The organism is Nitrospira sp. Nam74, from assembly GCF_965152615.1.
Window position 1 is genome coordinate 2635599 of sequence record NZ_OZ224220.1, and the last position, 15438, is coordinate 2651036.

The 15438-nt window shown below is 54.4% G+C and carries 12 protein-coding genes; 7 read left to right on the forward strand and 5 right to left on the reverse strand.

Annotated elements, in window-relative coordinates; genetic code table 11:
* Positions 1-11: 11 nt before the first annotated feature.
* From ACWHYZ_RS12320 to ACWHYZ_RS12330, 3 genes are all read right to left on the reverse strand, one after another.
* Positions 12-494 (reverse strand): hypothetical protein, encoded by a 483-nt coding sequence (locus tag ACWHYZ_RS12320; RefSeq protein WP_447982992.1) that lies wholly within the window; start codon positions 492-494, stop codon positions 12-14.
* A gap of 672 nt (positions 495-1166) precedes the next feature.
* A complete protein-coding gene (locus ACWHYZ_RS12325; protein WP_447982993.1) occupies positions 1167-1898 on the reverse strand; it encodes a PAS domain S-box protein in 732 nt (243 codons plus the stop codon).
* A gap of 674 nt (positions 1899-2572) precedes the next feature.
* Entirely contained in the window at positions 2573-2800 is a 228-nt protein-coding gene (locus tag ACWHYZ_RS12330; RefSeq protein WP_447982994.1) for a hypothetical protein, read from the reverse strand.
* Positions 2801-4511: 1711 nt separating this feature from the next.
* Between ACWHYZ_RS12330 and ACWHYZ_RS12335 the strand changes: the two genes are divergently transcribed.
* The 4 genes from ACWHYZ_RS12335 to ACWHYZ_RS12350 all read left to right on the forward strand — a co-directional run bounded on the left by ACWHYZ_RS12335 (position 4512) and on the right by ACWHYZ_RS12350 (position 9172).
* Positions 4512-4829 carry a hypothetical protein gene (locus ACWHYZ_RS12335; RefSeq protein ID WP_447982995.1) on the forward strand — a complete coding sequence of 106 codons (318 nt, stop codon included), beginning with the start codon at positions 4512-4514 and terminating at the stop codon, positions 4827-4829.
* 579 nt (positions 4830-5408) lie between these two features.
* Entirely contained in the window at positions 5409-6005 is a 597-nt protein-coding gene (locus tag ACWHYZ_RS12340; RefSeq protein WP_447982996.1) for a Tll0287-like domain-containing protein, read from the forward strand.
* Positions 6006-6452: 447 nt separating this feature from the next.
* Entirely contained in the window at positions 6453-7667 is a 1215-nt protein-coding gene (locus ACWHYZ_RS12345; protein WP_447982997.1) for a hypothetical protein, read from the forward strand.
* 782 nt (positions 7668-8449) lie between these two features.
* Positions 8450-9172 carry a TSUP family transporter gene (locus ACWHYZ_RS12350; protein ID WP_447982998.1) on the forward strand — a complete coding sequence of 241 codons (723 nt, stop codon included), beginning with the start codon at positions 8450-8452 and terminating at the stop codon, positions 9170-9172.
* A gap of 1044 nt (positions 9173-10216) precedes the next feature.
* Here the strand turns inward: ACWHYZ_RS12350 and ACWHYZ_RS12355 are convergent.
* Complete coding sequence (locus tag ACWHYZ_RS12355; RefSeq protein ID WP_447982999.1) at positions 10217-10591, reverse strand: hypothetical protein; 375 nt, start codon at positions 10589-10591, stop codon at positions 10217-10219.
* Positions 10592-11718: 1127 nt separating this feature from the next.
* Between ACWHYZ_RS12355 and ACWHYZ_RS12360 the strand changes: the two genes are divergently transcribed.
* The gene (locus ACWHYZ_RS12360; RefSeq protein WP_447983000.1) at positions 11719-12735 is read left to right on the forward strand and encodes a hypothetical protein; all 1017 of its coding nucleotides are present in this window, start codon (positions 11719-11721) and stop codon (positions 12733-12735) included.
* Positions 12736-12941: 206 nt separating this feature from the next.
* Here the strand turns inward: ACWHYZ_RS12360 and ACWHYZ_RS12365 are convergent, their stop codons facing one another.
* Complete coding sequence (locus ACWHYZ_RS12365) at positions 12942-13118, reverse strand: hypothetical protein (RefSeq protein ID WP_447983001.1); 177 nt, start codon at positions 13116-13118, stop codon at positions 12942-12944.
* 205 nt (positions 13119-13323) lie between these two features.
* Between ACWHYZ_RS12365 and ACWHYZ_RS12370 the strand changes: the two genes are divergently transcribed.
* Positions 13324-14766 (forward strand): sensor histidine kinase, encoded by a 1443-nt coding sequence (locus tag ACWHYZ_RS12370; RefSeq protein WP_447983002.1) that lies wholly within the window; start codon positions 13324-13326, stop codon positions 14764-14766.
* Entirely contained in the window at positions 14759-15424 is a 666-nt protein-coding gene (locus ACWHYZ_RS12375) for a response regulator (protein WP_447983003.1), read from the forward strand. The genes ACWHYZ_RS12370 and ACWHYZ_RS12375 overlap by 8 nt, the downstream gene beginning before the upstream one ends.
* The last annotated feature ends 14 nt before the right edge of the window (positions 15425-15438 follow it).

The following is a 15438-nucleotide window of genomic DNA, read 5'->3' on the forward strand; positions in this document are numbered from 1 at the left end:
CTCCCATGAGCCTAAGATCCGATGTATCTGATTGCGACTCCTTTTAGAGTCTGCACTTGTACAACATACGGCACATCCCAATAGCCCCATCCTGCCCCCCAAGGTCCGTACATGCTCCCATACGAGGCAGAAGGCCAAGCGCCATAGCCGAAACCAAAATACCCGCGTGGCCATGGACCATAGTAATATGGCGCGTAATAGCCCCAGGGACTGTAGTTGCCGCTGTAGCTCACGCGTTGTTCCGTATGAACGGTCGGCCGCGAAAAAACCACGGCGCTGGCGCCTAGCTTGGCGGCTTTCTTAACAATATCGCGCTGGAGATCATCAAGACTCGATGTTGAAGAGGAGGCGACCAGTTCGGCGAGACGAAGATGCTCTGTTGTTGGTTCTTTCTCAAGAATCTGCACGTCATTAATGGGACGTGGTGAAAACTGTTGACTCGTCAGCCGAAGGACTTGAACATTGGAACACGCACTTACCGCACAGGACAACATGAAAGCCCCCAGAGCCTTCCATATGAGTGAGGGGAAAAGAGCCATAGAATTTGAACTAACGGCCGGCTCTAGGCACTTTCAAAACATTCACGATGGAATGATAACAATCCCGGTAAGGCCTTGTGCTCCTCAGCTCTTCGCCATTTTAGTGTCATGATCGGGGCTGTTCAGTTTCTGCGCCTATTGTCGCCAGGGGACAGTAACTCTCGGCGAATTCGATAGATGGCCTGAGAGAGCACCCAATTCAAACGTGCCCGGGTTGGTTTTGCTTGTTTGGAACATGGGGATGGTCGCTGTGCCTATCGCTTTGCTGAAGCACATAAGATTCGCGAAAGTATTCAAGGATGGCGTACGAAACTTTGCCGAAAAGTTCGCTCGGCTCGGCGGTCTTCACATGATCCGTCCCCATGCCGTACAACCGGGCGCCTTAGGTTCCCGGCGACCCTTTCAACTGATGGAGTTCGACCCGTAAAGGAATCGTCTCCGGGTTCTCGCCGAACGATACATTTGGCGTATAGTGCTGGCACATCTAGACGCCAGCCCATACAGATCAGTACCGCGGCGAGGGATGATCGAATTACCGTCTCATTGGAAAAAGGTTTAACCTCATTTAACTATCTCCCCAGCCTCGTGCGCTGTCAGTGTGAAGAATGCTAAGTGTATGAGCTGGCCCTACATAAATTCGCCTGCCTTGCCGGACTCCAGGGTTTTGACTTTCTTTTCAAGTTCGATCATCCGCAGTTCGCGTTCAACCGTCACATCGTGGAAGGCTTCCAGTTCTTGCAATCGTTCTTGAAGTTCGCTGGTCTTCTGTTCCACCACACATTCCAGGATCTGTTCCGCACGCTTTTGCTCCGTGACGTCGCGGAGCAGCCACAGGAGACGTGGGTTTTCACCGCCCTCGCGGCTCAAACTACATCGTACGGATACCGGGACAGGTTTCTGGGGCCGCAGCCCAAATTCTGCCTGCCAGACAATGGGATAGCGCGGCAACGCATTCGCACGAGACTGTGAGACTCTTAAGATAAAATTCCTCATGTCGCGTCGGAGGTCCCGTGGTATGAAGACAAGGAGGGGTTTGCCGACAATAGCCTCTGCCGATAAGCCCAGCAGCTCGCACATCGCCCAGTTCGCTTCTAACATCGTCCCGCGGGCATCCGTCACGCAATAACCATCGGGCGCGAATTCGAACAAGTCTAAGTACCGGCGAAACTGGCCATCGGCCCGTTCCAGGGCCTTCGCGAGTGCTTCTGCTTGCTGGTGTACCGTTTCTTCGGCAATCTTCAGCTCTTCGAGGGCAGTGTCAATCTCGAGGATCGCTTCTGATGACGGCTGCGTGTCGATCTTCCTCTTCAATTGATCGACAAACCTGGTTAGGTCTTTAGCTGAACAAATCCTGGTCATACACCCTCGCCTTCCTTCTCAGCATACATGCCCTCCACCATGGTGGATGTCAGCGGTGAACCTAAGTATTCAGGAATCAACGAGACAAGATTCGGCCTTCCCGCCTGACAGTACGACCAATCCAGACTGCATCCGTATGCTCTATCCGTCACGCCTCCGCATGAACTGCCATGCTCTCATTCTAAGAATACACAGGGTGAAGAGTCGCTCAACGGGCCTCGCGCCGTGATCACGAGCAGGTGTCTGATTTCTTACGGTAAGCTCCGGCCTGCCGTCGGGATTGCCGCTTTGCCCGGCCTCCGGCGCCGATGAAGTCTTCGGCCGGCGTTCATCATGTACGTACGTCGGCCGCTTACAGTTACGCTTTCTTTCATCAGGTATGATGGCGTCACGATTAACTTTCATATGGAGGGCACTATGCGGGTTGAATCTGGGTTCGTTGCATCTGCGTTGTTCATCAGTGTGATGGCACTCTTTCTGGTTAGCTGCGCAGGCGGCGACAATGTCTCACGACAAGCCAGCGACACGCCTTCATTGGGAGCGTACCCGTATAGTGGTCGAGATGTACGGGATCAGCAGTATGGGCCACAGGATCGCGCGGGCAATCAAATACAAAACGGGCTGCCAGCGTATTCTAATTGCCAATACACCACTCGCTGTTGACGGCTATAGGGCTAGTCGTCTGCGCGCTCACCATGGCGTGCGCCGATCGATATGATTAGGACCGATCGGTCTAGTCCTTCTAGGTCGTCCACGTACTCATAGCCAGCTTCGTGATAGTTTATATTGCCGGGCGTGAGCAACCGCATAACGGTGAACGGAGCGGGAAAGTATTGACCTAAGGCGCGGTGTTTCTCTAGGAGCGACGGCACCCCGTAGAGGTGATTGTGGACATGCGCCACGCCATGCGCCTTTAGTAATGTCGGAATAGCGCGGGCCGAGGAATGATGGCGTGCGCACTTTTACGGTGTATTCGTATTGGTTTGCCAGGCGTGACAGAACTTCCGGTGATGGTGGTCCATAGAATGTGAAATTAAACCCTACCGTGCGGAACACTCGCTCACTTTGAGGCAGTCTTGTTTCCAATTTTCATCCCTCGGGTATGGACACACGCCAGAGTGCCAGGCGCTACGCCATCTCTCTGCATTAGCGTCTGAGCCCTAGTACCGGGCTGAATCTCCCTTGGTTCAACCATGTATCCATTGGCCAGACTGTTCTGTGGCCTCTGTCAAGGCGAGAAAAATGAAATCGGACCACTGCGCCTACATTGGAGGAGGGCCGTCACCGTACCTTTTGTAGGGCGGGCATGATGAAGAGTTATGCGGATGGTCTGTGGAATATTCTGTGGATAACATCGGGTTCTGGGTTTGAATGAGGCTCCGCTCAACGCGATTAGCTCCTTGCACATTATTTAGGCATTGTGGCCTGATACTCACGACCACAAGATATGGGTCAATATTTATTTTTTGCTTAAGCGTTAGACCAGAACGGTCAATATTCAACGGTTGGTGTGGCCTTGTGTATAACGGTGAAGTGGGACCCATTCTGCTATGTAAGCCTAATGCTTACGACAACAACATGGTTGTCTTTCAGGGCGTAAGAAACTGAACGCCAGGGGCTCGTAAAACGAAGGCCTTCGTGAGTATTTCGATGGCGGGTCGGCCTGTGCTTGTCGATGACGATCCTCTCACATTACAGGTTGTCTCACATACCCTCCGCCACTTTTTCCCTTTGATTTCCATTGAGACATGCATGAACCGGGCCTCCGCAGTGTTGAAAATACACGCCGGAAGTGGAAGTCGGAGTGCCGACGAAACTTTGACCGCCCAGGGTACCAACGATTTGTCCAGCGTCGTTAATGTCTCGAATGGTTCCTGTGCAGGGGTTAAGAATTGTGACAAATGAGCCGTCAGGTTCGCGTAAAAAATATCTCCCGCGCTGCTTGGAGGCCCATCAGCAACACCCCCCCACCTGACCAGCGTTATTGGTTATTGATTGCCGCGGGTTCTGTGGCTAGTGCGCCAGGAGGTTGAAATATCGTGACGGGAGCACTCCACGCAGTCAGAGGAGTGACCACGAGGATTGCCATCGTGCATATGCTGACCTTTCTGTACATGCTCCACAGTTCCGCTTGAAGCTAACCACCCATGCCGCTTGGGATACCCCTGTTACCTGCGTTCCTCTCTAGTACGTGTTCTTTCGGCGTTATGTCGGTGGAGGCCTAATACAACCATTCCAAAGGTCGGCTCCAAGCGTCATCAATTGGTTTACGTTTCTCACCGAGAAGCGCCGAAGGTCCTGGTGCGTGAGGGCAACAATAAGATGTTGGCGTAGTGACCGGATGCATAGACCAACGGTCAATGAACAAGGTACTGGTGCGCGAGCCGCAACTTTTGGCCGACAGCCGGTAGTGCTGCTTTGACCCGGCTTCCACGCAGATGAGTGGGCCTTCCGCCGCTCTGTGCGCCATTGACCGGGCAGCCTCATTTCAGACGGGCACTACACGAGCCTTCCTACGCCACCCGTAGTTTGTAAATACAGACCGTGGTAAACGGAGAGGAGCCTACAAAAGAACACCTGAAGGTCCTCGCACATAAAGAGAAGGAGGGTGTTATGGGAACGTCTGTACGAGGTGGTCTCCTAGTGCTAGTTATCGGACTTGGTTGTGCAGTCGCGGCTTATGCGGCGGAACAAGCCAATCAAAGCCGCACGCCAATGGAGAACAAAATGCAAAAGAACGAGCCAAGTACGCAGAAACCAGCTCAGCAAAAGGGGCGCGAAGCGGACCTTGGTAGCACACGTCCCACGCCGGACGATGGCATGAAAAGTAAGCCCACTGGCAAGGCGGACAAGGGACAGACGGACCCCTTGGAACAGGGAGGGCGCAGTCCGTCAACCAGCCGGGACAGCTCAGCTGGAGCGGGCCAGTAGGATACAGGCCCAATAGCTCTAAAATCGCTCAGCGAATGGCGGACCAGGGAGAGGTGGATGTCAGGCCCAATCTTGCGATTTACAGTAGTCATTAGCCTAGCGGTAGGAGGTTTCGCCATTCACGCGGCTGATAGCGAAGCCCCCCGCTGCAGAACACCAGCCCCACTCAATGGCATTGTCCGGGTTGAAACTGTGGCCGGTGGCCTTGAACATCCATGGGGCCTGGCCCGACGGAACGCTGTTTGTCATCTATAGTTTTAACTTGTACTTAATACAACGGTGCCGCGTTCAGCAGAAAAGTTGGGAAATTGTTCGCACTCACCCCGACTCCTTTTTCTCATTGAGTCACTTATCTTCACACCCCTTTCTGGTTTCAAACTGATGTAAGTAGCTGAGCTAAAGTCCTGACTCTAAAAGGAGCCAGTCGCCTGGATCTTTACACGGTTTGGGCATATTCTTACCATTGGTTCAAGAAAACCAAAGAGTCCAAAACTGTTCTGCCTTATTGGCTTGAGAGTATGGCTCTCAACCCATGAACGAATCAGGCCACAAGCAGAAAAGGAAATGGAGGAACGCATCATGAACACGAGAGATTTTTGGTTAGGACTCGCTGTTGGGACGACCCTTACCTGCTTACTCGGTCAGGGCGTGTTCTCCGCCGCCAGCAACGAGACAGACGCGCCCAAAGGCATACCCCCCGGAGTTGTCGCCGATTATATCCATAGTGTGATCCAGGCCGATCGAACGTTTTACTCGACTGAAATTGTGGATCGAATGCAAGCGCGCGGCCTTGTTTTCGCTTCGGAACACTGGAGAAACGACGAAGATCTCCCATTACCGGCGCAATTCGTACTCGAAACAGGGCGGCTGGTAGCTAAACAACCAAACGGGGTCCGATTCCGGCTTATCAGCAGTTGGCCGATCAATAAACGGAATAGCCCAACGGGAGACTTCGAGCAGGCTGCGCTTAGGGAAATCCGCTTGAATAGTGATCGTCCCTATTCAGGTGTCACAACCGACGGGAAGACTCGGGTCTTCAAAGCAGTTTATCCCGATAAAGCCCTGTCTAGGAATTGCGCCGATTGCCATAATGTGCATCCAGGAAGCCCAAAAAGGGATTTCAAGACAGGAGATGTGATGGGAGGGATAGTTGTCACGATTCCACTGCCTCGATAGGAAGGCCAACTGAAGACGAGCGAAGTTCATGACGAGTGGGGGTGAGCAGGGAGACTAGTTCCCATAAGTTTCGCAGAAATGGGCTGGACCCACCACGCGACACGACCGCGATGATCCATGAGTATTCCGTGCACAAGTTCAGCGAGAGGGTGGAGCTCATCACGGATCGGCAGAAGCACACTGAAGTGAGTATACCTTGTTCAAAAACCACTATCGTGGATAAGCGGAAAAGAATGCGAAGACGCTGCAACGCATTGAAGTCACCACGCCCGACGCTCCTGACGCCAAGCGGGGCACTGTTGTAGCCACGCGCGTGCAGTTGTCAGTCGGATCTCTTGATTGACCAATGTCCGCGCGCATCCAACCACGAGAAGCGACAGTGTAGAATAATATCGAAGACAGGCAGAGCGTCGTTCGCCGACAGTATCATGCATCAAGGAGGACAACATGCCGATGCTCGCAAGAGACCACCATCATGGAAATGGTGCTTTCGTCCGCCTTTTGAGAAGAGGGACGACGTTATCCATGATCATGATCGTGTGGGTGCCGAGTCTCGTGCTGGTGTCGAACGCGAGCCATCAAGACCATAAGGGTCATGAGACTGAAGAATCCCATGAGGTCACTGGGGCGATCCATTCGATTCCCGGCGCATCCTTCCCGGTATTCTTCAGCGAAGAAAAGGGAAAGGCTGGAAGCAGGTCTGATGGTGCTCTAGCCGATGCAGCTGTCCAGACCGTGATTGACGCCTTCACGATCATGCTCGAACATCGGACGGACTATCCGCGATTCGATGAAAGTCTCAAAAAAGACGCGCTCCATCAGGTCATCATTGAACCGAAAGTCATCAACCAGGAGGGGAGGGAATTTTCATTTTTGGTGGCGCGAACGAAAGACCAAGGCCGGGTCAAATTGCTGATCAGTGCTGCATCGCTGCAGGACAAGGGATACCTGCATCATCCCGAGAAACTTGTCCCGGCTCTGGCCAGAGAGTTCCAATGGGTCCTCAGTAAGGCGGATACCACCCCCAAATCCAAAGCTGTCTCGGTCGAACGCGATCTCACGCATGCCGCGATACGGAGCACTCAAGAGATTCTGAATATGTCGGAAGAGGAACGGACACACGCGATACAACGATTGTTTGAAACCTATCTGAAAACCGTGGATGACCAAAACAGCTTGGCAGGACAGCCGTTTTACGAAGTGGGCACAACGACGCTCGTTCAGCCCGCTCAGCTGCATTCCACGACCAAACTGTATGATATCCGCATCCGTGAAGCCCTGCAAAAGATTGTGCGGGAACCGCATTTTTGGCAACATACCCCGAAAGCGGTCAGAAGTCTGCTGAATGGAAACATTTGGAACGTGTCATTTGTCAAAATTGATCAGCGGGACTGGGCCACGCGAACTCGAGTGCTGCCAGAAGACAAATCGGTGTTCGTGGGAGAGCTGGACCACCGCATTCAACCCGCCACTATCTTGGTGAATACGTATCGAACCGCATCTCCTGACGACCTCTTCTATAGGGACACGAACGGCCTTCCGATGGGAGCGCTGTCGGCGGACCAGCTGGCTCGCGTGATCGCGTTGGAAATCGAACACAACATTACCGAAAAATCCATGAGGGGTCACGTGGTGCAGGATCAGCTGACGGCACCGAGGTGAGTAAATATGACGATGTCGCGATCGATTGTAGCTTGAGAACTGTGGGAGTGAATTGGAATTCGCCTCGAATGCTCTTTACGCCTCTCGTCATGTCAGATTGAGCGAGGTAACAATACTCGGAGGTGAGCTCGCTCATCCAAGTCTTATCCGCTAGGGGCTGGGGCTAGTTCCTGCTTGTCTATATGATGAGGGTCGTGAGACTCCGCTTCTTCCACCGGTCCCGATATATTCATGCCGGGTCGCTCGTCAGGCGCAGAGCGGTTCAGACAACATCTTCGCCGAGCTTGCTGCCGCCGCAATTTCACGTCTCACATCGCGCCTTCCCGATCGAAATGCTTACATGTAACAGGCACGGGCACGACGAAGGGGACCGTATAGCCTCGGCGGGGCGCAAGATGTTTTCCATCTGGTTGATGGCCTGCAAGCCATGAATCCCGCCGGCTGTACTAATCAAGCCGACGGTCTTTCCGGTCAGGTAGGGCATACCGGGGAGCCGTGTTAGGTTCCCATCCGGTGTAGTCCACAAAAGGCCAGGCCGGGTACGGGCCGTCGCACCGTAAATCATTATTCGGAGGGGCAGATTGAGCAGCGGTTCTGCGAGAGCCTCGATGACGTGATTGCACAGGTGGATCAGACACGGGACAATTGGGTCTAGGATTACCATCGGAGCAGTGTCGACTTCGGGCGAACCGCATCAGGGAAGGACCTTGAGACCCGCCTCCCCCAAAATGGTCATCACTAAACAATTTGTATAAAATGTCCGCGCCTAGTAAGAGATCGGAATGGACATCAGTCTCCTCCAGTTTGTGGCCGCAACGGTCGTCATTGCCATGGGATCAACGGTTCAGGCCGCCACTGGCGTTGGCGCTGGTCTGTTCGTCGTGCCGCTGCTGGCCTTGATCAATTTGAACTTCGTTCCCGGTCCCGTCATCCTGGCGAGCCTGTGGTTGTCGACAATCATGGCAATTACAGGGCGAAATGCAATCGATCGGGCACATCTGCACACGGTAACAATGGGCCTGTTCATCGGTATGGTGGTCGGCGTCTTAAGCCTAACAAGACTGGACAGTGCTCGCATAGGGACGATGTTCGGCATCCTCATTCTAGTCGCGGCACTTGCGACCGGATGGGGGCTGAAATTTCCGTTCACCACTGTAAATGCGCTGATCGCTGGGGCGGTGTCGGGTTTTATGGGTGTCATCGCGGCAGTAGGAGGGCCGGTCCTCGCATTACTCTACCAATATGAAAAGGGGCAGACACTACGGGCGACGCTGGCGTTTCTGTATCTATTTTCTTCCGTGTGCATGCTCCTTCTCTTGTACTTTGTGGATCGTTTCCAGTGGCAGGAGGTATGGCTAGGGCTGGGCTTGGTCCCAGGCATTTTGATCGGCTATGCAATGGCCTCGTTCGTGACACCAGAACTTGATCGTGGCCATTCACGGCAGGTGGTGTTAGCCATTTCTATGGCAAGCGCTCTGGCTCTCATCGTCAAGAGTCTCCTTTGACATGCGACGCTCTACTTAGATCACGACGGCCGGACGAGTGGGGATTGATCTGGGGGCGAATTCGAGTTTTCTTTCTTGATAGGGCTTAAAGATGGTCGGACGCGCGCTCGACCAACACGCGCAGGAAGACGGATGGGAAGGTGTGATTGCCAAACGGGCTGACTCCATCTATCAGATCGGAAAGGGAAGTCTGATTGGCGCAAGATAAATTTACCCGGCGGAAAGAATTCGTGATCGGCGGTTGGACCGAGGCACGTCAGAGCCGAAGTCACCCTGGGGGCTCGCCATAGGTCAAGTCAAGATGAACAATCATCTCAGTATTAGGTCACCGCCGCTCGCGCGGCCGAAATTGAATAGAACGGCCTATCTTCCGTCGGTGTTCCGCTGATCTCGACTTACCGCATGGCTGAATACCCTCGCACCGCGGTTCATTTAGAATTGAAAGCATGAAAACAAAATATTTCCTTGCCGCCTTCCTTCTCACCTGCGCCGCACCCGCATGCACGCCGCGAACCGCCCTGCCGCCGGCCTCTCCGTTGGAGTGCGCCAAAGGTGGTAGGTATACATGCGAGGAAGCGAAAGAGCAGGCCCATCAACTAAGACCGGCCCCATCCGAATCCCCTACACTGCGCCGGGAATAGTACTGGCGCGCCGGCCCAGCGTGTTCTCCCGACCCGAGTAAGGCTTTGCCGCGTTGCCTCCACTCACTGACCGCCGGTGACCAGGTTCGCCAGTTCGATAGTGTGACACGGGATTGCGCGATAAAGGGCTTTGCCTCATGCCGGCGGGTGCTACACAAATTTAGAAACGTTATCGGGGCTCGGCGCAGGCAAATACCTCAACACGGTTTAGGAAAGGAGCGGTTGATCATGGGTGTAACGCGATGAAAAAAGTCGATATAGTCGTGAACCCGTGAACGGGGCCCGTTCCTGCGCCCTCTACAGAACGGGTATCGTAGTGGGGAAAATTGGTGTTCAGCTGTGACTTGACCGCTCTGTTCTCGCAGGCTTGAGATGTCACGATCGGGCAATGGCAAGGCAGCCGCTAGAAAGGCAACCGAATACCTAACTGCACTTCATTGGGCACCATGGTCTTGCCCATCACATCCCGTAAGATGCGTTCATCCTGAAAAGTACCTTGTTGCCCTAGACCTCGCATCAGACTCCCGCTCATGTCCGTCGTCGTGCCGCGGGAAAAACCGAAGCCAACAAAGGGAATAAGGGCATGCCCGGCTTGATATTGAAGGGCCGGCGGTTCACGTAGCAAGGCCGTGTCGGTTCCGTTGATGAGGCTCAACGACGTGATGTTGCGGTTTGGCAACGGCGGCGGTGGCCCCATAGAGAGATTCGATTCGGCGAAAATGTCACCTGCTGATATACAAAACCACATGAGCGTGGCGATTAATGAGAGGTACTGCATGCCCTCTATCTTGCCGTGTGAAACGGAGTCCAGCAAGACGGAGAAATCCCTAGGGCAGGGTAGCTGTTTAGAACGGAACGCGGAATATGAGCGATGAAAAGGTCGTTCGTGGGATTGGCGGCGACAGGCGCTATTCCAGGATCTTCTTATGCTTTCCACCGGAGGGAAGCCATTTTGCATTCGATTGCCGGCTCGATCCTGTGGCCCATATTGGCGGCCTACGACAGAAGTACCATGAGGATTATCGGTTCCATACGCAGGGATCTCCGCCTCTTGTCTCCGACTCGGCTCGCCGGTGCAGCTCCCCAGAAAGACTGCAAAGATGCCTATTAATGCCAAGTGACGGCAACATATTTCCATGGTGACTATCCTTGGATGCGTTATGGCTAATGAGGAAAGAGAGCTCAGTACATGCCTTAGCTCGCAGCCTCAAAGAGGAATATGCCAGGCAGCATCACTGCCACGTTTAAAGAAGCACGCCAGCGAATCCGTGCCTGAGTCGGTTGCTATGTACTGACCCTCCAGTGACCCCATCCCCCACAGTGTTGGTTGCTGGATGCTGGATCGCCGACAAAGAGGTTGATCAACGTCCGGCTATCACTGTGTCCCTCTGCCTGTCCGTCGCGATGCGGTCTACATCAGTCGCGGGATTCCTTGTTCAGTTGAGTGCAACCGCACCGCCGGCAGCTGGCTGGCGTAAATTCTCCTCTCCCTTGTTCCCCTTCTTTTAAGACAAGACCGGCACACCATAATAGAGCACGGGTGACCACGATATGCCACGATGCATCCACCATACGAGAGACTAAGGCACCTCATCCAAGCGCACAATCAACGCTCACCAAGCACTTCACTCTTGGCATCCGCTTTGCTGAAGGTGCTCCACGAGAGAAGGCCAAGCCAACACCCAACGGTGAGAAACATGTCACTTGATGAGCCAACGAGCACCACTATTCCCAACATACTCGTCATCTGTGCCTGGTGTCAGACGATTCTCCGACCAGCCTCTCCGGCAAACCTTTCCACAGAACAAGTGAGCCACGGGGTCTGTCAACCCTGTTCTCTCCTCTGGCTGAGTCATCATCCTTCAGCACGTTAAGCGATAGCAGAACCTCTTCATCACGACGATCTTGCCTCCACGCAACGAGCAGACTCGACGAGGATCGCGGAATCTCACTGACGCGGCCAACTCCCTCATCCAATGGTGTTTGATCTTTCCACTTCTCTGGTCTGGGTCATTCGCTCATGCGGAGAACGTTGCACCAAGCGTCCACTGGGGCGCTATCGACTATCCTGATCGCGATCGGACGCTTCTCACCGGGCTTACCGTGAATCGGTTTACCGAGTTTAATGGAAGCGGCGCCCGATTTAATTCGTTACATCAAACAGACGGCTTCAATTTTGCCACCGTGAGCTGGACCGAGCGCATCAAAGCCTTGCCAGGATGGAACAGCAATCTGACCGTTGGCGCAGGACCCACGGGAGAGAACCCCTCCCTGGAACTGCAAAATGGGGTTGTGCACAAACTCATCGGCAATAATCCCGTCCCAGTCAATCAAACACGCGTCGACGGGGATTTTATGGTCGGGGGATCACTCACCCGGTGGAGTGCGCTCTTTGGTGGCGAACCATCCGGATTTCTGAGCGTGGGTGCCGCCGCCGGATCCCTCTATCAGGAGATCTATGGCCGAATCGGCTTACGGCATGTCTCGCTTGCCGAGGTCGTGAGCTCCTTCACCCACCAGTCACCAGCCCCGTTCCTTGAAGTATTCTCTCGCTTCGTCCGCTTCTCGGCCATGGGACGATATAGCCGTCTCTACGGCGGATCCGCGTACCATGCCTCGTTCATTGCCACTCAGTCCTATCTCGGCCAAGCCTCGATATCGATCGGTGACTACGATTCACGCAACGGAACGTCGCCCCGCTGGTCCCTAGAGTTCGCCGCTACCATCGATTCCGGCTTATTTGTGACGCCCACCGGCCATGCCATTGAACGCCGCTTTGGATCCATCGCGCTCCATTTTCCCTATGGCGTGTTTGAAACATGGAACGATGTGTTAGGCAAGACCGACTGCGGCCCCACGTATGGATTTCGATTCATGCTCGACGCCCTCGCAATCAGCACAGCCTTCTCCTCTCGTGATTAAGTACGTACACCAATAACTTAACCAGACAGCACGTAGTTAAGTTCCTCACCTCTGGTCTAATAAATGGGAGAAGGTCATTGGGACAATTCGTCATTTCTGAGTATTTTACAATCGGAAAAACTTATCCCGAGGCACAAGTCGAGTCCAATGTAGGCTCGTGTCCCTCGCTTGCTGGACCATCCGCTCAATAAACGCAGGCAACCCGTTTACGGTTCAGATTGGGGAATCGTATAGACCTGACCTTTGCAGTGGGACTGGTCCGGCGAGATGAGGCCGCGCCACGGGGCGTCACTGAGAATCGCCATCTGCAGCGCTTTCGTTGTCGCCTGACTTGGCGCTTCCTGTAGTGCGGCATCGGAAGCTTCAAGAAACAGGGTCTGCATCCATCGGTTATCAAGTTCAGGAATTGATACGAGGAATGCGTTGTGCTGTTCTCTTGGTTCGTACCCGGCACTTGAGAATGTGGAGTGACGGGGAGAGTAGCCTTTCCCTCTTACTCCCGAACAGACAGGCGTATTGTACAGCCCAGTTGCGTTCAAGGCGTCGGCGGCGTAGGCTTAAACGGTGTTCACGTACGCCTAGAGCACAATGCCTATCTCACAACGGTGGTCGCTCCAGTCAATGATCGTAGCAGCAGGCGCGCTCACCGTTCTCGTCAGTGTTGCCCTTCATGCATTCCTCCCGATGTGGCACGGACACCACGCTCCGCTTCATTCGACCATCGAGGCACTCGGCGGGCTCTGCGCCATCATGATGGCCATCGTACTGTTTCAGCGAAACGGTGATCGGCCTAGTCTGCATACAGAAGTCGTCGCCATCGGGTTTCTTGCAATGGGAGTGCTGGAAGAGTTTCACGCTGCCGCCAAACCGGGCAATGCCTTTATTTTTCTTCGGGGCCTGGCTAGTTTGTTAGGGAGTCTTGGTTTTGTATTGGTGTGGCTACCAGACTCGTCTCTACGGCACGCATATTCAAGGGCGCTCCCGTGGATGATCGCGACCACTTCCATCGCCATCGGCTGTCTCGTCTTTCTCTTTCCGGCTGCGATCCCCGCCATGCTGAGGAATGGTGAGTTTTCGCCGACGGCCGTGGCGCCGACGAGCCTGGCGTGTCTATTCTTTCTCGGCGCTGCGTATCGATTGTTCGGGGCGTATCGGAACTCCCCATCGACCGACACGTATCTGTTTACCTGTCTTGCGTTGCTGTTCGGACTTGCTGAACTGATGTTCGTGTATTCACGACTGTGGGATGGAGCGTGGTGGTTCTGGCATTTCTTGCGTCTGGCGGCTTATCTGTTGGTTCTCGGATATATGGTTGGCGGCTACCTTCAAACGGTGTCGGATCTCAGGTCGGCGCTCGCGCAGACACGGCAGGCGGAAGAATCCTCACGCCGAAGCCAACAGGATCTCCGCCAGGCCCTTGAAGATCGCGAACGCATGGCGCAAAACCTTCATGACGGCATCATTCAATCCCTCTTCGCGTTAGGTCTTGCACTGGAACGCTGCCAGAAATTAGTTCCCACAGACCCGAAAGAAGTCAATCGCCAACTCGAGCTCGCCATTCCCGGCTTAAAGGGGGTGATCCGTGAATTGCGGAGCTACCTCATCGGGCAAGAACCGCACCTCATGAATGGCCGTGAATTGGAGGCGGCATTAGCGTTGGAAGTGAGAACCGTGGCAGGTTCTCAAGATCTTTCTATCGACGTACGAGTCGATCGCGATGCCGCGAATCTCGTGACGCCACGTCAGGCGACGCATCTCCTGTTCATTGCGCGGGAGGCGTTGAGTAACAGTCTTCGGCATGCCAAAGCTACTCATGCGATGATCTCTTTAGAGAAGCATCAAGGGCGAGTGCGGTTTGCCGTGGAAGATGATGGCGTCGGCTTCGACGTTCGGACATCGCCTCATGGCGAGGGCTTAAAGAATATGGCGGCTCGGTCGGCCAAGCTGTACGCCGAGCTGACCATCGCGTCCAATCCCGGACAGGGTACCCGCATCATCTTCGAATTGCCTCAGGAGCCCGTGCATGCCTAATCCGCGCACCCATCCGATTCGTTTACTCCTGGTAGACGATCATGAAGTGTTGCGGCTCGGGCTGCGAACCCTATTTAGCGAAGCCGGCGGATTCAATGTCGTGGGAGAGGCAGGGACGATGGGTGAGGCGATCGCTAAAGCCGCCTCGCTCGATCCGAATATTGTTCTCATGGATGTGCGTCTTCCCGATGGCAGCGGCGTGGAAGCGTGCCGCGAGATTCGAACACAACAACCGCAGACGCGCGTGTTGTTTTTGACCTCCTATGCCGATGATGACGCGGTCTTGGCGACGATCGTCGCGGGGGCGCACGGTTTCCTGTTGAAAGAGGTCGGCAGCGACGAATTACTGCGGGCGGTGAGGGCCGTGGCAGGAGGGCAGTCGATCCTCGATCCGGCGGTCACGCAACGGGTCTTGGCACGCGTCCAAACGCTGTCGCATCCATCTACATCCACGGGGCCCAAGGGAGAGGCCCTCTCGCCGCAAGAACGCCGCGTCCTCGCCCTGGTGGCCGAAGGGAAGACGAACAAGGAAATCGCCGCTGCCCTGAACCTGAGTGAGAAGACCATAGGTAATTACCTGAGCAACGTTTTCCAGAAACTGCATATCACTCGCCGATCGCAAGCCGCTGTGTATTTCACACGCCATTTCCCGCAATAGAGGGATTCTCCCCT